We start from the raw sequence: 16,047 nt of genomic DNA on the forward strand, positions 1-16,047 counted from the left end.
GCTCACCGGCCACACCGGCGCGGTGCACTCGGTGGCGTTCAGCCCGGACGGCACCCGCCTGGCCACCGCCGGAGACAATACGGTGCGCGTCTGGGATCCGGCCACCGGCAAGCAGATCGGAGATCCGCTCACCGGCCACACCGGCGCGGTGCACTCGGTGGCGTTCAGCCCGGACGGCACCCGCCTGGCCACCGCCGGAGACAATACGGTGCGCGTCTGGGATGCGGCCACCGGCAAGCAGATCGGCCCGCCTCTCACCGGCCACACCGACGTGGTGATGTCGGTGGCGTTCAGTCCGGATGGCACCCGCTTGGCCACCGCCGGATGGGACAGCACAGTGCGCATCTGGAATCCGGCCACCGGCAGGCAAGTCGGCGACTCATTCCCCGGCCTCACCGGCGCGGTGATGTGGGTGGCGTTCAGTCCGGACGGCACCCGTCTGGCCAGCGCTGGACAAGATAAGACGGTGCGCATCTGGGATCCGGCCACCGGTGAGCAGATCGGAGATCCGCTCACCGGCCACACCGGCGCGGTGATGTCGGTGGCGTTCAGTCCGGACGGCACCCGCCTGGCCACCGCCGGATGGGACAGCACAGTGCGCATCTGGGATACGGCCACCGGCAAGCAAATCAGCGACCCGCTCACCGGCCACACCGGCACAGTGACGCCGGTGGCGTTCAACCCGGACGGCACCCGCCTGGCCACCGCCGGAGCCGACAAGACGGTGCGCATCTGGGATATCACGCTGCCGCATGATCTTCTACGAGCGGTATGTGGCATCGCGGCACGAGCCTTCACGCCTGAGGAGTGGCAACGATACATTCCCTACGAGCGATACCGGCCTAGTTGTCCAGCCCGTTGATGGCTGCCGCCGTGACCATAAGCGGCACTCGCGTCCTGCACGTGACACGTAATTCGCATTAGGGCCACACTGACCGTGCCGGACGGGCAGACGCCCAGCTCGCCGACCGGCGGGCCGGGGCCGACTCGGCAACGTTACGTGTCACATCAGCGCGGAGGTACTGACTGCCGTTCCCCACACGGAGCCGTCCCCCGACACGGTTCCGGCAGAACAGAGCGTTGCCGGGCTACGGGCCCACACGCGCTGGAGCAAGTCGTGACGAGAGCCGTCCCACAAGGTCAGCCAAGGCGGTTGTGAACCCGTAAGGCGTGTGCACGGCCACGGGCCGGAGGCTCCTTTCGCCTCCGGCCCGTGGCCGCTCTACTCCTGCTCGTACTCGTGCTTGTCGGCCTGGGACTGGGCCTTGCGGTCCAGGCCGTCACGGGCGTTCGCACCGGCGGGGTTCCTCGCCGCTGCGGCTTGCGCCCGGGCGGCGGCTTCCTTGGTCCACGATGTTTTGCTCATGAGGTGGGCCTGTCCCGCCCCGGGTACGGCAAGGCGCCCGCCGTACGGGGAGCGTCTCAGGGCGGTGAGGGTTGAGCGCTCGCTGGTCTGCTCGTCGGGCACCAGCCACCGCTCGGGGCCGGTGGAGGTCTCCCATCGCAGCGGGCCCAGCTCGGGCAGGTGCCCGACGACGCCATCGGCGGCCGTGTAGAGCGTGTCGGTGAGGGTCAGGCACGACGCGACCGTAACGGTTCTCATCGGGGATTCTCCTTCAGCCGCTCGGGCGGGCGGCGGCGTCGGTGACCTCCAGGCTCTCGGCGACCTTCAAACACGGATCACCGGCACCACCTCCGCTCGGCAGCCTGCCGGGCAGGGTCAGCGCGTCGCCCATGGGGTTGCCTCGCCATGTCCTGAGGCGTGACCCTGGCTTCGCGCCTACTTGGCCAAGATCGCCGTGAACGCGTCGAGCAGAACCTGCACCGGATCGCCGGGCGCGTTCGCCGCACGCCACGCGATGATGCCGTCGGGCCGGATCAGGCTCGCACCTGAAGCGCCGATCCCGTAGCGGGTGCCGTACTCCTCCTGGGGATCGATCAGGTCTTCGCCGAGCACGGTGGTTCGCACCGTAACGCCGAGGCGCGCGGTAACGGCATCGGCGGCAGCTCGCCACACCTCACCATCCGGCCCGGCCAGGACCACGAAATCCTGACCGAAAAGGTCCACTGTGGATAGCTTTTCGCCGCCGCGCTGCAACCATATGTGGGGAGCGCGGAATCCTGGCCGGCCGGTTGGCCGGTAGGGATCCTCGGTGTCGGCAGGATCGTCGGTCTCGGCGAATACGGCGGATGAGCGGTAGCGGAATCCGAGCGTGAGTTCAATCGCTCGCTGCTCATCCGACACCGGCACGGCGTCGGTGTCATGTGTCTCTTCGGCATGTTCGGTGGCCGTTGCCGATCCCCGGGCCGACAGCAGCCGGAGCGCCTCGGCCACGACCCGCTCGGCGATCGGGCGCCGCTCGGCGTCATAGCTGTCCAGCAGTCCCGGCCCGGCCGTCGAGTCGAGCACAGCGGCAAGCTTCCAGGCCAGGTCGTAGGCGTCGCCGATCGCGGTGTTTCCGCCCATCCCGCCACTGGGTGGGGTGACTTTCGCCGCGTCCCCGGCCAGCAGTACCCGCCCCACCCGGAACCGATCGGCCACCATGGCCGCCATTTCCCACGGCGCCACCGCCTTGATCTGCGGTTCGAGGTCCGGCAGTTCGGTGATCAGGCGGATCAGTTCGGTACAACGCTCGGTGGTGAAGTCCTTGGGTGAAGCCCCGGTGGCCGGATCGTAGTTGACGCTGTACAGGTGTCGGTTGACAGCGTGGTCGATGGTGGTGAACAGGCCACTGCCCTGGTCGTTGTACAGGATGTGCAGGGTGGGCATCGCAGGGTCGACCAGGTCGCCGAGGTCGGCGTCGAAAATGATGCTGACATTGTGCCCGAGGCTGCCGGGGCCGTGCCGATCGACGCCGAGCGCCGCACGTACGCCGCTGCGGTGCCCGTCAGCGGCAACGAGGTAGTCCGCGCGCACCTGAACGGTCCGTTCGTCGTCGCGTCCGCGAAGTGTCGCGGTCACGCCGTCGTCGTCCTGGTGCAGGGACAGCAGCTCGGTGTCAAAGCACAGTTCGGCGCCAAGCTCCTCGGCGCGCTGACGGAGCAGCGGTTCCAGTTTGTCCTGGCCGGCCGTGCCGATGCCGGCCGGGGACAGGGCATCGGTACCGGTCGCCGGTTCGGGAATGTCTTCGTGGAAGCTCGGTCCACTCACTCCGGCCGCGACCCTGACCCGGAGTTTGCTCAGAGTCGGCGTCATGGTCGGCACCCGCTCGGCAAGCCCGCCGAACCTCAGCAGTTCCATCGTTCGCTGGTTCTGTCCCACCGCCCTGGGAAACAGAGATGTCCCGGAGCGCCGTTCCGCCACCAGCACCTCGACCCCGCGCTGTGCCAGGAACATCGCACTGGCCAGACCGGCCAGTCCCGCCCCCACCACCAGTACGGAAACGCGTTCCCGCACGACCGCTACCCCCATCGCCGGATAACTTGCCTGAACCGTAACGAGGCGGATCGCGGCATGCAATCGAATATCGGCCGAGTGCCCACAGGCGGTCGCGACCCCGCCATCATCTCCCAACGTTGTGTGTCGCGGCACTGACGGACCCTGATGGCCACCGCTTCGCGCACCACAGGCGTCGCATGCGTTATGGGCATCCTGACGGCTTCCGAGAAAGAGGAGGACGCGGTTTCCCGGTCAGGTTTTCGCCGGATTTCCGGAGGGCGCACCGCCCTGGTCAGGACGGTCTGAACCGGCTCCACCCAGAGCCTTCCACGTATGCGCGAAGCCTTGAGGAAACTGCGAAAGGCCAAGGAATGGCCCGTGGGAGAGCCGGCGGCCTTCGCCGAGGATGTCCTGCAGTTCGCCGAGCATGCCGAGCACGATGTCGACGTTGGCGGCCGCGTCCAGCGGCGCCTGACGGGCCGCCTTCATCTCCGCGACCCCTGCCGTCGCCCTCCACCGGCGGGGCCTGGCCGTCCACGATGACGCCGAGCAGACGCTGCAGGCCGTCGGCGGCGTGCTCGGCGGCCGCCGGGGTCGGCCCCGTCGGAGTTCCCAGCTACTCGGTGTTGCTGAATAGCGGTAGTCGGTGTTACTTTGTACCGGTAGTCAGTAGCGCCGAGTAGCTGGAAGGAGGTCCATGGACAAGCAGATGACGGAGATGCTCAAAGGCACGCTCGAGGGCTGCGTGCTCGAGATCATCGGCAGCGAGGACACCTACGGGTACGCCATCACGCGCCGGCTGAACGAACTCGGCTTCGCCGACGTCGTCGAGGGGACGGTGTACACCATCCTGCTGCGGTTGGAGCGGAACGGGCTCGTCCAGGTGACGAAACGGCCCTCCGAGGTCGGTCCGCCGCGCAAGTTCTACGCGCTCAACGACGCCGGACGTGAGGAACTCGCGAAGTTCTGGGCGAAATGGCAATACGTCTCATCACGCATCAACAGTCTCAAGGAGGGCGGGAGATGAACTTTTGGGAGACCGTCACAGGCAGCGATCTCACCAAAGAATGGAAGGCGTTCGAAGCCCGGGCCAAGGCCCTGCCGGACGACCACCGGGCGGCGTGGGAGCAGATCAAAGGGCATCTGTTCCCCCACGGAAGCTTCACCGGCCGCAACCTGACACCGATCTTCGACGCCGCACTAGGGCTGCTGGAGGAGACGGCGGCGGACGGGCAGAGTGCCCAGGAGGTGCTCGGCGACGACGTCGCGGGCTTCTGCGCGGCGCTGACCGGTGGGGAGGGGGCCCGTACCTATCGCGACCGGTGGCGCGAGCAGTTGAACAGGAACGTCGCAAGAAAACTGAGCAGGCTGGGAGGCTGACGTGGGCATCCAAGACATCATCGAGGGCAAGAAGCAGTGGCGGGCGCACACGGCACGTGTCAAGGCGCTCCCGCCCGACTACCAGATCGTCTACAGGGAGATGCAGAAGTACCTGTTCAAGGTCGGACCGGTCGATCTGCCCGACGGGCCCCTGCTCCCCGGGATCGTCGACTTCTTCGAGGAAGGTGCCGCCGCAGGCAAGGGGGTCCTGGAGCTTGTCGGCAGCGACGTCGCCGCGTTCTGCGACGACCTGATCAAGGACTCTCCCACCTATGCGGAGATCTACCGGGAATCCATCAGGGGGGAGTCCGGCGCGAACGAGAAGTAGTCCGCCCGCCCGGTGCCGGCGGAGTTCTTCGGCCGATGAGCCGCTCCTGACCACCGGCAGCCCTTTGCCGCTGTGCGTGCCAAGCCGCGCCGTTCCTCCCGCCGAAGCCATCATCACGGACGCTCACGTCGATCGCCTGGCCTGGCAGCCGCCCGCTCGCGTCTCCCGTGGACGGCCGACGGTGAGAGACGGCCACCCACCCCACCATCGGCATCGGCGTATGCCCCCTGCCGATCCAGCCCGCATCCGCGGGGCGACCTGCCCCGCCCCGGGCGCCACCGGGAACCGGCTCACGCCGGCGCTGCGGGCTAGCGGCCCTTGCAAGGTCGGCCGCCCGAAGGAGTTCCACCGGAACACGGTGTCCACGCCCCGCTCGCCTTCCTCGGTGACGACGGGCGGGGCCACACCCTGTATCCGTACACCGGCGCGTGTCGCCGTGACCGGCCCCGCCCTAGAACAACGTCGTCACCGGCCCCGGCGGTGAGATGTCCGAGCGGGCCGTACGACGGCGGACCGCGGTGCGGGGGAGGACCTGACAGATTCCGGGCCGGGGCGGACGCCGGGGGAGCGCAGCCGGTCGGCCTCGCCCGGAACCCGCAGCGTGGCCTGCGCCTGCGCCGAAGCGGCCGGGGGCACCTCGGCGCGGTCGGCGAGCCGGTCGGCGTCGTCCGCCTGATTCGGCTCGCGCAACAGTGCGGAAAGCTGCCGGGCCAGGACGCTCCGGTCGACCGTGGGCGGGTGCCCCTGGTCGCGCGGGCGCGCCAGGGCGGCTTCGGCGGCCAGGCGCTGTTCGTCGTCACCGAAGCGGAGCGCGTACCTGCCGCCGTGACCGCCGGCCCCCATGATGATCACTTCGGCGTTCTCCGCCGGCCGTTCCTCTCTCGGGTCTTCTTCTGTGAGCCGGGTGGCGTCGTGGTGCTTCGTCATCAATGACCTCTCGATTCGTTTCGTTGTCGCGTCGTGAAGCGGTTGTCCGTAGCCGGGCCGGGACGTGGTTGTCAGCCGGGGGCCAGGCGGCTGAGGTGTTCCCAGGCGCGGTACTCCTCGGTCCTGGCCTGGTTCATCTGGTGGACCAGGTCGAAGGACCGGCCACCGACGATCAGCCGCAGGGGCGGGTCGGGCAGGTCCACGAGTCGCATGACGACCGGCGCGGCCGTGCTCGGGGCGGGCCCCGCCTCGTCACCCCACATCTCGGCCAGCTTCGCCCGCAGCGGGTCATACGCCGGGTCGGGCGTGGTGGCCGTCGTACCGGTCGTGAACAGGCCGGTGTCGTAGCCGCCCGGCTGGACGATGGTGACCTTGATTCCGAAGGGCTCGACCTCCATGGCCAGCGCCTGACCGAGGGAGTCGACGGCCGACTTTCCCGCCGCGTACAGGCCGGCCGAGGCCATCCCGCCGCCCGTGCCCATCGTCGTCACCAGGAGGATGTGGCCCGAACCCTGGGCGCGCAGGTGGGGAAGCACGGCCTGGGTGATCCAGATCTGCCCCAGGACGTTGACGTCGAAGTGGGCTCTGATCTGGGTCTCCGTGGCCTCTTCGACCATGCCGTACAACATCGTGCCGGCGTTGTTGACCACGATGTCGAGCCTGCCGAACGCGGCCACCGCCCGTTCCACGCCCTCGTGCGCCGCGGCGCGGTCGGAGACGTCGAGCGGGACGCACGCCAGGGCGTCGGGGTTGCGGGCCTTCAGGTCCGCCAGCGGCGCCACGTCGCGGGCCGCGGCCACGACGCGATCTCCTCTGCTCAGCGCCGCCTCCGCGAACGCCCTGCCCAGCCCCCTGGACGCACCCGTGATGAACCAGACACGCATGGCACCCGCTCCTTGCATCGGTCGTCGAACTTCTTCCATCAGTTGTCGAGGGCCTGGTAGAGGGTGGTCCAGAAGTCGCTCATCAGGTGTGCCGGGCTGGGGACGGTGTAGCCGAGCTGGCACAGCAGGATGCCGGTGAGCCGGTTGGCCGGGTCGGCGTAGGCCGAGGTGCCGCTGCCGCCGTCCCAGCCGAACTGGCCGATCGGGGTGTGGTCACCGCGGTAGGTGCGCACCGCCATGCCCAGGCCCCAGCCGCCCTGCTGTCCCTGGCCGAAGGAGATGTGCACGTTGCCGGTGGCCATGGCGTGCCGGGTGGCCTGCTGCTCGGGAGTGAGCCGGTTGGTGGTCATCAGCTCGACCGCGGCCCGCGACAGGATCCGGTCGCCCCGGTGGGTGCCGCCGTTGAGCAGCATCTGGAAGTAGGCGTGGTAGTCGTCGGCGGTGGAGACCAGCCCGCCTCCGCCGCTCTGGAACGCCGGAGGCCGGCTCCACCGTCCGTCCTTGGGCTCGTCCCAGGCGAGGAACTCGCCGGTGGCCGGGTCGGGGGCGTACAGGGTGGGCAGCCGGTCGATCTGGTCGGCGGGTACGTGAAATCCGGTGTCCTTCATACCGAGGGGTTCGAAGACGCGATCGCGCAGGAACTCCTCGAACGACTGTCCGGTGACCCTGGCCACCAGTACCCCGACGAGGTCGTTGCTGATCTGGTACTGCCAGCGCTCTCCGGGCTGGTACTGCAGCGGAAGCTCGCCCAGGCGGCGCATCCACTCGTCAGGCCCGGGCATCGGCTCCGGCAGGTTGGGCGTGAGCCCCCGGGCGAAGATCTCGTTCATGATCGGCGTGCCCAGCGACGTCATGTCCATGCCGAGCCCGAACGTGGAGGTCAGCACGTCCCGTACGGTGATCGGCCGGCGTGCCGGCACGGTGTCGTCCAGCGGGGCGTCGGGGCGCGCCAGCACCCGCGGGCCGGCCAGTTCCGGCAGCCACGCGTCCACCACGTCGTCCAGCCGCAACCGGCACTCGTCCAGCAACACCATCGCCGCCGCCATCGACAGCGGCTTGGAGGTGGAGGCCATCCGGAAGATCGTGTCCCGGCGCATCGGCGCGCCACCGTCATGCCGCATGGTCCCGAGCGTCTCGACGTGCGTCTGACCGCCCCGGCTGACCAGGGCGACCAGGCCGGGGATCCTCCCCGACTCGACGTGCCTCGCCAGCACCTCGCGCAACCTGCGCAGCCCCGCCGCAGAGAAGCCGTCGTTGCTGTGTTCCATCATGAAACTCCTGACGATTCGTTGATCTTGCGAAACTCGGACGGCCGTTCACGGCGTCCACTGCCGCCGGACGCTGTGGTACCGGGTCGTTGCCGTCCTGACGTGGCCGCTGATACGGCACCGGCCCGGCCGGTGGCGCGCGCGAGAGTCCGGCGGGCTCCTGGCCCGTCATGGTCTCCATGGGTCGAGGTCAGGTCGCGGTGAGGCTGGAGACGTAGTTCTTGAGCCTGACGATGCGCGCGAGGCTCGCCTCCACGGCGTGGGCGGCGGTCGTGTCAGGCGCCTCCCGGATGGGGACGCCCAGGAAGAACCGGTCGGCCCCTTCACGTCCCAGCTGCTGATGCTCGGCGACGAGGCCGCGCAACTCCCGCTCGTAGGCGGCGAACGCCACCGCGTGGTCGCCGCCGGCGACGGCCAGTTCACCGGCCAGGATGTAGGCGCCGATCAGCGCCTGGGAAGCGCCGTGGCCGGAGGCCGGCGCCGCGCAGTAGCCGGCGTCCCCGAGGAGCACCACCCGGCCGGAGGACCAGCGGTCCATCTCCACCTGGGCGTTGGCGTCGAAGAAGAAGTCCTCCGCCTTGCTCATCTCCTCCAGCAGGTGCGGAATCCGCCCGCCTTCACCGGCGAACCGCTCGGCCACGATGCGCTTGTGCTGCGCGACGTCGTCGCGGTCGTAGGTCAGCGATCCGGAGGCGAAGTGGAGTACCGCGCGCGCCTCGCCGTCGTCACGGGCGCCGAGGAGGTCAGCCGCCTTGCCCGGCATGCTGTGAAGCAGGCCGGTGCCGCGCAGGTCGCGTCGGCTGGGCAGGCCGAAGGCCGCCGTGTAGAGGCCCAGGTGCCGGACGAACCGTTCTCGCGGCCCGAAGACCTGCGAGCGGGTCCGGGAGTGCAGCCCGTCGGCGCCGGCCACCAGGTCGAACCGGCGCGGTCGGCCGCGTTCGAAGGTGACCCGCACGCCGTCGGCGTCCTGCTCCAGGGTGGCGATCGAGTCGCCGAGGACGTACTCCACCTCCCGGCGGGTGGCCTCGTACAGCAGGCCGATCAGGTCACCCCTGAGGATCTCCAGGTGGTATTCGAAGGTCATCGCAGGTGTGGCGGTGTGCGGGCCGCCGTCACGGCCCGCACTCGCCGCGTCGCCCGGGTGCGTGTTCAGCGCGTGGGCCTGCTCCAGCAGGGCCATGCGGTCCAGCACGTCCAGCGCCTCACCGCGGAAGCCCATCGCGCTCCCGCCCGCGCGCACCCGCGAGGTCCGCTCCACCACGGTGGGGGTGAACCCGTGGTGGCGCAGCCAGTACGCCAGGGCGGGCCCGGCGATGCCGGCGCCGGAAATGAGGACGTCCATTACCTGCTCCATCGAACGAATAGATCGTGCGATTTGAGAATCAAGTACGGTTAACACCCAGAACAACGATGAATGGTGAAAGATCACGTTCAGTGGGAGCAAACGGAGCAGCTCAGGCGTGGAACTGCGGGACATCGAGATCTTCCTGACCCTGGCCGAGGAGCTGCACTTCGGCCGTACCGCCGCCCGGCTGTGCCTGTCACCCGCCCGCGTCACCCAGGCGGTCCAGAAGCAGGAGCGGCAGATCGGCGCCCCGCTGTTCGAACGCACCAACCGCACGGTACGGCTGACGCCGGTCGGACAGCAGCTTCGCGACGACCTCCGGCCTCTCTACGCCGGACTGAAGAACAGCGTGGAGCGCGCCCAGCTCGCCGGCCGGGGCATCACCGGCACCCTGCGCGTCGGCATGCTGCCCGCCAACGCCTACGACCTGCGCCCTTACTGGGACATCTTCCGTCTCCGGTACCCGCAGTGGAAGCTGCGCGTCCAGAAATCCCAGTTCAGCGACGCCTTCACCACACTGCGCCGTGGGGACATCGACGCCCTGATCGTCTGGCTGCCCGTCGACGAGCCGGACCTCACCGTGGGACCGGTCCTGTTCGCCGAACCCCGGGTGCTGGCCGTCTCCACCGGCCACGAACTCGCCCGGCGCACATCGGTCTCGTTGGAGATCGCCGCCGACTTCCAGCATCCGCAGTCCGACACCCGGCCCGGCTACTGGTACGACGCCTACATTCCGCGCGAGACCCGCCGCGGCCGCACGATCGAGCGTGGCTCCGTGGTGCAGGACACGGAAGAGGCCATCACTCTCGCCAGCATGGCCGAAATCGTCGTGCTCTTCCCCTCCCACATGACTCGCTACTGGGTACGGCCGGACATCACCTACCTGCCGGTCACCGACATGGGGCCGCTGCCGTACGCGCTGGTGTGGCGAAGTGAGGCGGAGAGCGAGCCCATCCGGGCACTGGCCGGGATCATCCGCGATCTGGGCCCTCTCCCATCGGTCCCGGCCGCCCCATGACGCCGCCCGTCACCCGCGGGTCGGATCTGATGCCTGACGCCGAGCGGTCCCGGAGCGCCTCGCCGCACCACGTCGTCAGGACCGTCGACGAGCTCGCCGAGGCGTCCGGAGTCGGGCAGTCGACGGTCTCCCACCGCTTGAAGATCTTGGCCGAAGTGCGGTTCGTGCTGGTGGAGCGTCAGGGCACCTCCAGCTTCTACCGGATCAACGAGAACTGCGTGAGCTGCTTCCCGACCGCGGCCGACGTGGTCATGGGCAAGCCCGTGCCCGACCTGCCCGCATGCACGTGAAGGAGTCGGTGATGGCCGACGAGCAAAGCACCCAGCGCCTCTCCGGATTGGAGATCCGGCCGATGCGCGCATCCGACGCGGGCGAGGTGCTGGACATCTACCAGGCCGGACTCGACACCGGCCAGGCGAGCTTCGAGACCAGGGCTCCCTCCTGGGAGGGCTTCGACGACGGCAAGCTGGCGCATCTGCGCTACGTCGCCGCCGACCTTGAGACCGGCGACGTCCTCGGCTGGATAGCCGCCTCACCCGTGTCGGCCAGGCCGGCGTACGCGGGAGTGGTCGAGCACAGCGTCTACGTCCATCCGGGCTGCCAGGCCCACGGCGTCGGCCGGGCCCTGCTGACCGCGTTCCTGTCCGCGGCCGACGACGCCGGGGTCTGGACCGTACAGGCGGGCGTCTTCCCCGAGAACGTCGCGAGCCTGTCGCTGCACCAGGCGCTCGGCTTCCGCGTCATCGGCGTGCGCGAACGCCTCGGCCGTCACCGCGGCGTGTGGCGTGACGTGGTGCTCATCGAACGCCGCAGCGCCGTGGCCGGAACCTGAAGCAGTCCACGCCGGGGAACAACGCCGGGCAACCGGTGGTTGTGTGAACCGTGGCCGGTGTGCCCAGTGTCCCCGGGCCTCACCTTTCGCCTTCGCGGACTACCGTTCGGCTGGAGCCGCGTTGAGCTTTTCGCCGAGAGGCGACACGCACACCGGTACGCACACGTAGAAGGCCCCGGGCCGTCGCCGCATAGACGCCCGGGGTTTTCGCCGTTTCGGCCCTCCGCTCCCGAAACTGACCCCAGCCCCAAAGCAGGACCGGCTGGCCAAGACCGCGCAGGTGCCGGGCCTGCCCGATGGTGAGCAGGTGGCACGGAAGCCGGAATCGGCCTTGGCAGGGTCCGATCCCTGGTGGCAAAGGTTCGATTCTGATACCGGCTACACCGTGGGCTACGGATGTTTGAAACGCTTGTTTCGCGGCGTTGGTAGGATCATCACGTGGGAGTTCCTGAGGATTTGCTGGCCGCAACCAAGCAGTGCCTGTCCGAGCGCGGATACGCCCGCACGACGGTGCGCGACATCATCGCCGTCTCCGGCAGCAACCTCGCCGCGATCAACTACCACTTCCGCTCCAAGGACGCGCTGCTCACCCAGGCGATGATCGAGGTGACCGGCGAGGCGGTCACGGAGATCCTCAAGGCCTTTCCCGACGACTCCAAGGAGTGGTTCGAGGCCTTCTGGGGGGAGCTGATCGAGTCCTTCCGCACCAACCCGACCGTCTGGCGGGCCAACGTCGAGACGCTCGCGCAGGCCGCTCACCTGCCTGATGTGCGGGCCCGGCTGGCCGAGGGGCAGGCGCTGGCCCAGCGGGAGCTGAGCGCGCGCCTGCCCGGGCACGACGAGGCGGGGGCCCAGGTGCTGCTGACGCTGTTCATCGGGCTGCTGGTGCGCTGGCAGATCGACCCCGACAACGCCCCGATGGCCCACGACCTGGCCACCGGCCTCCGCGCGGTCGCCCAGGCGGCGGGAGGCGGGGAGGCGGCACCCGCCTGATCGCTCGGCCCCGCTCCAGGCGCATCGCCCCAGCGGCCCCGTTCCGCCTGCCGTGGCACGCGGCCTCTTCAGCGCATCGCGTGGCGGCCGGCGTGCCGGTCCTGTGGCGGCGCCGGGGTGCCCTTCGCCTGCCGTACGGCACGCAGCATGACGGGAGCGAGCACCGCCATCACGCACAACGCGGCGGCCGCGGCGAGCATGGCGTAGTGCTGACCCTGCGTGAAGGCCTCCCGGGCGGCGGCGGCCAGCGTGGTCGCGGCCGGTTCCGTCAGGTGCCGTGCCGACTCCAGGGCGCCGCCCAGGGTGTCGAGTGCCGTTGACGGGGCGCCCGTCTCGGCGAGGTGTCCCCGGTAGACGGCGGTGCCGATGCTGCCCAGCAGGGAGATGCCGAGCGCGCCGCCGAACTCGGTGGCCACCTGTGACAGCCCGGCGACCGATCCCGCGCGCTCCGGCGGAGCGGTGGCGATGATCAGGTCGGAGGAGACCGTCAGGACGAGGGTGACGCCCCCGGCCATCAGCATGATCCCGGCGATCAGCAGACCGCTCTGTCCCGTCACGTCCAGCCGGGACAGCAGTATGAACCCGCTCGCGCCGACGAGCAGTCCGGCGCAGATCACCAGGCCCGGCCTGACCTTGCGGACGAGCATCGGCGCGAGCCCGGCGGCGAGCATCGCCGTGCCCGCCGAGGGCAGCGCGTACAGTCCGGCGATGAGCGGCCTGGCGCCCATGACCATCTGCAAGTACTGCGTCGTGAACAGGCTGGAACCGACCATGGCGAAGACCCCGAGGGTGTTGGCGCCGATCGCGGCGGTGAAGGCGCGGCTGCCGAACAGGCGCACGTCCAGCATCGGATCGGCCATCGAGCGCTGCCGCCTGACGAAGGCGGCCCCCAGCGTCAGTCCGGCGACGATGGCCAGCGCCGGCGCCCAGCCGAGGCCGTCCTGGGCGATGTGCTGGATGCCGTAGATCGTGGGAAGGATGGCACCCAGCGACAGGGCCACGCCGAGCAGGTCGAACCTGCCCGGACGCGGGTCACGCGATTCGGGCAGCAGCAGGGGCGCGAGGATCAGCAGCAGCGCCATGACCGGCAGGTTGACCAGGAACACCGAGCCCCACCAGAAGTGCTCGAGCAACGCGCCGCCCATCAGCGGGCCCAGCATGGCGCCGCCGGCGAAGGCGCCGGTCCAGATGGCGATCGCGACGCGGCGTTGGCCGTCGTCGTGGAACATGTTGCGGATCAGCGACAGCGTCGAGGGCATCAACGTGGCGCCACCCACCCCGAGCAGGGCTCGGGTGACGATCAGCAGATCGGCGCTGGGAGAGAAGGCGGCGACCGCTGAGGCGGCGCCGAACGCGGCGGCCCCGGCCATCAGCAGCCGCCGCCGCCCGACCCGGTCACCGAGCGTGCCCATCGGCAGCAGCAGCCCGGCGAGCATGAACGGGTAGATGTCGATGATCCACAGCAGCTGGGAGCCGCTCGGCGTCAGGCTCGCGCTGATGAACGGCAGCGCGTACGACAGGACGTGCAGGTCGACGGAGATCAGCAACACCGGCAGGACCAGAACGGCCAGCCCGATCCACTGTTTGCGTCCGGCTTTCATGAGCGGCCCTTCTCTCGGAGCGGAGCACCGGCCTGGTGCAGGTGACGCAGCGCCTCGCCGTGCGAGGCGACGAAACTGACTTCGTGGTACGGCAGGCGCAATTGCCGGCAGTGGGCCTGCACGATGGGTTGCGCCAATCGCAGGTTGGGGGTGGGCATGTTGGGGAACAGGTGGTGTTCGACCTGGTAGTTGAGCCCGCCCATGGCGATGTCGGTGAACCGGCCGCCACATACGTTGCGGGTGGTGAGGACCTGCTTGCGCAGAAAGTCGAGCTTGGCCTCCCCCGTGAGGGTCGGCATGCCTTTGTGACCGGGGGCGAACACGCAGCCCATGTAGACGCCGAACAGTCCCTGGTGGACGGCGAAGAAGACCAGTGCCTTGCCCGGTGACAGGGTCCAGGCCAGCACACCCAGGTAACAGGCGAAGTGTGCCAGCAGCAGCGTGCCCTCCAGAACACGCTGTTTCATCCAGGGCTGCCGCAGTGCCCGCACACCGCCGACGTGCAGGTTGAGCCCTTCGAACAGGAGCAGCGGGTAGAGGAGGAACGCCTGCCGGCCGCCGATGAGCCGGGCCAGGCCGCGCGCGTTGCGCGCCTGTTCCTGTGACCAGACCAGGACGTCGGGTGTGACGTCCGGATCGAGTTCCTCGTGGTTGGGGTTGGCGTGGTGGCGGGTGTGCTTGTTCATCCACCAGCCGTAGCCGAGGCCGATGCCGAGGTTGCCGCCGAGCCGCCCGAGGATCTCGCTCGGGCGGCGATGGATGAAGACCTGCCGGTGAGCCAGATCGTGCAGAACCAGGGCGACCTGGGCGAAGACGATCGCGAAGTAGACGGCCAGCAGGAGCTGGAGCCAGGAGTCGCCCAGCCATAGGAACGCTGCCGCCCCTGCAAGGTAGGCGGCTGCGACGGCGCTGATCCGGATCAGGTAGTAGCGGGGGCGCCGGTCGAGGAGTCCGGCCTGCCGGATGCGTCTGGACAGGCGGCTGAAGTCGCTCGCGGCTGTGGCCGCTGCGGTTGCTTGTGCCATGCCGACGACCATACATATGTTTGAAACGTTTGTGCAAAACGTATGTTTGTGACACTTGTTTGGATAGGGTGGCAGGATGAAAGAGCGAGACAAGCTGATCGAGGGCGCCAAACGCTGCCTGCAGGAACGCGGCTACGCGCACACCACGGCACGCGACATCGCCAGGACTTCCGGCGCCAACCTGGCCTCCATCGGCTACCACTTCGGATCGAAGGACGCGCTCCTGGCCGAGGCCATGGTCGAGGCGACCGCCGAGTGGGCCGACAAGCTGCGCCAGGCCATGGCGGGCGAAGTGCCGCGCGAGGGGGATGAGACGTTGTGGCAGCAGGCGATCGAGCTGCTCGACCTCCACCGCCCCGTCTTCGTGGCCAGCATCGAGGTCTTCGCTCAGGCCGAGCGCCGGCCGCGGCTGCGCCAAGCACTGGCCGACGCCCAGGAGGCCGCACGCCTGGAGTTGACCCACTGGCTCGCTGAAGCGACGTCGCCCCCGGCGACGCAACGGGCGGTCGGCGCCTTCTATCTGACCTTGCTGACGGGGCTGATCATGCAACGCCTCATCGACCCAGAGCGCGCCCCCACCGCGGAATCGCTGACGCAGGCGCTGCGTGCCGTACGTGCACGTGCCACCGCATGACGGCGATACCTTCACTCACCCTGCGTCGAGCCCTGCTGATCGTGGATGCGGTGAACGGGATGGACTCCGCCGACCGCCTGGCCAACACGCGCCTGCCGGCACAGGAATGGGACGGCCGCCGTGCCGGCCGCGGCTGGAGCCGCTACTCCGCCGGAGAGCACGGTCGGTCACGGGTGAGGCTCGTCTTCACCGACACCACGCGACAGTTCAATTGACGGCTCGCCAGTACGCCCCGGCCCCGATCGTTGGTGAGTCAGCGGAGCCAATGGCTCCGCCTCGAAGATCGTCCGGTGAACATGCCGCCCACAACCGGCGCCCTGCTCGTGGCTCGTACCGACTTTTCCGACCAGGAACGATGGCACTCCTTGAGCATCTCCGTTTGGGGCTGGTGACACGTTCGTTAACGGCACCCCCACTCCTGTGAGCGCGTCCT

19 protein-coding genes are annotated in these 16,047 nt (G+C 69.2%); 10 read left to right on the forward strand and 9 right to left on the reverse strand.

Features of this window, described 5'->3' with window-relative positions; all coding sequences use genetic code 11:
* A partial coding sequence (locus ACFYY8_RS17635; protein WP_390041910.1) for a WD40 repeat domain-containing protein occupies window positions 1-862 on the forward strand: 862 nt, incomplete at its 5' end.
* A 360-nt stretch (window positions 863-1,222) separates the two neighbouring features.
* Here ACFYY8_RS17635 and ACFYY8_RS17640 read toward each other — a convergent pair.
* The 3 genes from ACFYY8_RS17640 to ACFYY8_RS17650 all read right to left on the reverse strand — a co-directional run bounded on the left by ACFYY8_RS17640 (window position 1,223) and on the right by ACFYY8_RS17650 (window position 3,868).
* Window positions 1,223-1,603 (reverse strand): hypothetical protein, encoded by a 381-nt coding sequence (locus tag ACFYY8_RS17640; protein ID WP_390041912.1) that lies wholly within the window; start codon window positions 1,601-1,603, stop codon window positions 1,223-1,225.
* 177 nt (window positions 1,604-1,780) lie between these two features.
* Window positions 1,781-3,460, reverse strand: coding sequence for an aklavinone 12-hydroxylase RdmE (gene rdmE / locus ACFYY8_RS17645; RefSeq protein ID WP_390041914.1), 1,680 nt, complete (start codon window positions 3,458-3,460; stop codon window positions 1,781-1,783).
* A 171-nt stretch (window positions 3,461-3,631) separates the two neighbouring features.
* A complete protein-coding gene (locus ACFYY8_RS17650) occupies window positions 3,632-3,868 on the reverse strand; it encodes a hypothetical protein (protein ID WP_390041916.1) in 237 nt (78 codons plus the stop codon).
* Window positions 3,869-4,076: 208 nt separating this feature from the next.
* Between ACFYY8_RS17650 and ACFYY8_RS17655 the strand changes: the two genes are divergently transcribed.
* From ACFYY8_RS17655 to ACFYY8_RS17665, 3 genes are read left to right on the forward strand one after another with little or no spacing between them, the layout of a single operon-like run.
* Window positions 4,077-4,406 carry a PadR family transcriptional regulator gene (locus ACFYY8_RS17655; RefSeq protein WP_390041918.1) on the forward strand — a complete coding sequence of 110 codons (330 nt, stop codon included), beginning with the start codon at window positions 4,077-4,079 and terminating at the stop codon, window positions 4,404-4,406.
* Entirely contained in the window at window positions 4,403-4,759 is a 357-nt protein-coding gene (locus tag ACFYY8_RS17660; protein ID WP_390041922.1) for a DUF1048 domain-containing protein, read from the forward strand. Before ACFYY8_RS17655 ends, ACFYY8_RS17660 begins: the two co-directional genes overlap by 4 nt.
* 1 nt (window position 4,760) lies before the next feature.
* The gene (locus ACFYY8_RS17665; RefSeq protein ID WP_390041925.1) at window positions 4,761-5,087 is read left to right on the forward strand and encodes a DUF1048 domain-containing protein; all 327 of its coding nucleotides are present in this window, start codon (window positions 4,761-4,763) and stop codon (window positions 5,085-5,087) included.
* A gap of 465 nt (window positions 5,088-5,552) precedes the next feature.
* Here the strand turns inward: ACFYY8_RS17665 and ACFYY8_RS17670 are convergent, their stop codons facing one another.
* The 4 genes from ACFYY8_RS17670 to ACFYY8_RS17685 all read right to left on the reverse strand — a co-directional run bounded on the left by ACFYY8_RS17670 (window position 5,553) and on the right by ACFYY8_RS17685 (window position 9,508).
* On the reverse strand, window positions 5,553-6,014 hold the full coding sequence (locus tag ACFYY8_RS17670) for a hypothetical protein (RefSeq protein WP_390041927.1): 462 nt from the start codon (window positions 6,012-6,014) through the stop codon (window positions 5,553-5,555).
* Window positions 6,015-6,085: 71 nt separating this feature from the next.
* Window positions 6,086-6,898 carry an SDR family NAD(P)-dependent oxidoreductase gene (locus ACFYY8_RS17675; protein ID WP_390041929.1) on the reverse strand — a complete coding sequence of 271 codons (813 nt, stop codon included), beginning with the start codon at window positions 6,896-6,898 and terminating at the stop codon, window positions 6,086-6,088.
* Between the two features lie 38 nt (window positions 6,899-6,936).
* Window positions 6,937-8,169: a serine hydrolase domain-containing protein gene (locus tag ACFYY8_RS17680; RefSeq protein ID WP_390041932.1), complete on the reverse strand. Its 1,233-nt coding sequence runs from the start codon at window positions 8,167-8,169 to the stop codon at window positions 6,937-6,939.
* A 187-nt stretch (window positions 8,170-8,356) separates the two neighbouring features.
* Window positions 8,357-9,508: an FAD-dependent monooxygenase gene (locus tag ACFYY8_RS17685; RefSeq protein WP_390041934.1), complete on the reverse strand. Its 1,152-nt coding sequence runs from the start codon at window positions 9,506-9,508 to the stop codon at window positions 8,357-8,359.
* A gap of 118 nt (window positions 9,509-9,626) precedes the next feature.
* Here ACFYY8_RS17685 and ACFYY8_RS17690 point away from each other — a divergent pair, with 118 nt between their 5' ends.
* The 4 genes from ACFYY8_RS17690 (at window position 9,627) to ACFYY8_RS17705 (ending at window position 12,354) form a co-directional block, all read left to right on the forward strand.
* Complete coding sequence (locus tag ACFYY8_RS17690; protein WP_390041936.1) at window positions 9,627-10,529, forward strand: LysR family transcriptional regulator; 903 nt, start codon at window positions 9,627-9,629, stop codon at window positions 10,527-10,529.
* 29 nt (window positions 10,530-10,558) lie between these two features.
* Window positions 10,559-10,819: an ArsR/SmtB family transcription factor gene (locus ACFYY8_RS17695; RefSeq protein WP_390041938.1), complete on the forward strand. Its 261-nt coding sequence runs from the start codon at window positions 10,559-10,561 to the stop codon at window positions 10,817-10,819.
* 11 nt (window positions 10,820-10,830) lie between these two features.
* The gene (locus tag ACFYY8_RS17700; RefSeq protein WP_390041940.1) at window positions 10,831-11,361 is read left to right on the forward strand and encodes a GNAT family N-acetyltransferase; all 531 of its coding nucleotides are present in this window, start codon (window positions 10,831-10,833) and stop codon (window positions 11,359-11,361) included.
* A 438-nt stretch (window positions 11,362-11,799) separates the two neighbouring features.
* Entirely contained in the window at window positions 11,800-12,354 is a 555-nt protein-coding gene (locus tag ACFYY8_RS17705) for a TetR/AcrR family transcriptional regulator (protein WP_390041942.1), read from the forward strand.
* A 68-nt stretch (window positions 12,355-12,422) separates the two neighbouring features.
* Here ACFYY8_RS17705 and ACFYY8_RS17710 read toward each other — a convergent pair whose 3' ends face one another.
* Together ACFYY8_RS17710 and ACFYY8_RS17715 are read right to left on the reverse strand one after the other, a co-directional pair.
* Window positions 12,423-13,955 (reverse strand): MFS transporter, encoded by a 1,533-nt coding sequence (locus ACFYY8_RS17710; protein ID WP_390041944.1) that lies wholly within the window; start codon window positions 13,953-13,955, stop codon window positions 12,423-12,425.
* Window positions 13,952-14,980, reverse strand: coding sequence for a fatty acid desaturase family protein (locus tag ACFYY8_RS17715; protein WP_390041946.1), 1,029 nt, complete (start codon window positions 14,978-14,980; stop codon window positions 13,952-13,954). The genes ACFYY8_RS17710 and ACFYY8_RS17715 overlap by 4 nt, the downstream gene beginning before the upstream one ends.
* Before the next feature lie 76 nt (window positions 14,981-15,056).
* On the opposite strand from ACFYY8_RS17715, the gene ACFYY8_RS17720 reads away from it, so the two are divergent.
* Together ACFYY8_RS17720 and ACFYY8_RS17725 are read left to right on the forward strand one after the other, a co-directional pair.
* On the forward strand, window positions 15,057-15,614 hold the full coding sequence (locus ACFYY8_RS17720) for a TetR/AcrR family transcriptional regulator (protein ID WP_390041948.1): 558 nt from the start codon (window positions 15,057-15,059) through the stop codon (window positions 15,612-15,614).
* The gene (locus ACFYY8_RS17725; protein ID WP_390041950.1) at window positions 15,611-15,829 is read left to right on the forward strand and encodes a hypothetical protein; all 219 of its coding nucleotides are present in this window, start codon (window positions 15,611-15,613) and stop codon (window positions 15,827-15,829) included. The genes ACFYY8_RS17720 and ACFYY8_RS17725 overlap by 4 nt, the downstream gene beginning before the upstream one ends.
* Window positions 15,830-16,047 lie beyond the last annotated feature (218 nt).

The sequence above is a fragment of the Streptosporangium sp. NPDC001559 genome, assembly GCF_042893955.1.
GTDB lineage: Bacteria > Actinomycetota > Actinomycetes > Streptosporangiales > Streptosporangiaceae > Streptosporangium.

Coding starts and splice junctions, on each gene's coding strand:
- ACFYY8_RS17640 (WP_390041912.1), bottom strand. CDS start 1,603: ATGAGAACCGTTACGGTCGCGTCGTGCCTGACCCTCACCGACACGCTC.
- ACFYY8_RS17650 (WP_390041916.1), bottom strand. CDS start 3,868: ATGAAGGCGGCCCGTCAGGCGCCGCTGGACGCGGCCGCCAACGTCGAC.
- ACFYY8_RS17655 (WP_390041918.1), top strand. CDS start 4,077: ATGGACAAGCAGATGACGGAGATGCTCAAAGGCACGCTCGAGGGCTGC.
- ACFYY8_RS17660 (WP_390041922.1), top strand. CDS start 4,403: ATGAACTTTTGGGAGACCGTCACAGGCAGCGATCTCACCAAAGAATGG.
- ACFYY8_RS17670 (WP_390041927.1), bottom strand. CDS start 6,014: ATGACGAAGCACCACGACGCCACCCGGCTCACAGAAGAAGACCCGAGA.
- ACFYY8_RS17675 (WP_390041929.1), bottom strand. CDS start 6,898: ATGCGTGTCTGGTTCATCACGGGTGCGTCCAGGGGGCTGGGCAGGGCG.
- ACFYY8_RS17680 (WP_390041932.1), bottom strand. CDS start 8,169: ATGATGGAACACAGCAACGACGGCTTCTCTGCGGCGGGGCTGCGCAGG.
- ACFYY8_RS17685 (WP_390041934.1), bottom strand. CDS start 9,508: ATGGACGTCCTCATTTCCGGCGCCGGCATCGCCGGGCCCGCCCTGGCG.
- ACFYY8_RS17695 (WP_390041938.1), top strand. CDS start 10,559: ATGCCTGACGCCGAGCGGTCCCGGAGCGCCTCGCCGCACCACGTCGTC.
- ACFYY8_RS17700 (WP_390041940.1), top strand. CDS start 10,831: ATGGCCGACGAGCAAAGCACCCAGCGCCTCTCCGGATTGGAGATCCGG.
- ACFYY8_RS17710 (WP_390041944.1), bottom strand. CDS start 13,955: ATGAAAGCCGGACGCAAACAGTGGATCGGGCTGGCCGTTCTGGTCCTG.
- ACFYY8_RS17715 (WP_390041946.1), bottom strand. CDS start 14,980: ATGGCACAAGCAACCGCAGCGGCCACAGCCGCGAGCGACTTCAGCCGC.
- ACFYY8_RS17720 (WP_390041948.1), top strand. CDS start 15,057: ATGAAAGAGCGAGACAAGCTGATCGAGGGCGCCAAACGCTGCCTGCAG.
- ACFYY8_RS17725 (WP_390041950.1), top strand. CDS start 15,611: ATGACGGCGATACCTTCACTCACCCTGCGTCGAGCCCTGCTGATCGTG.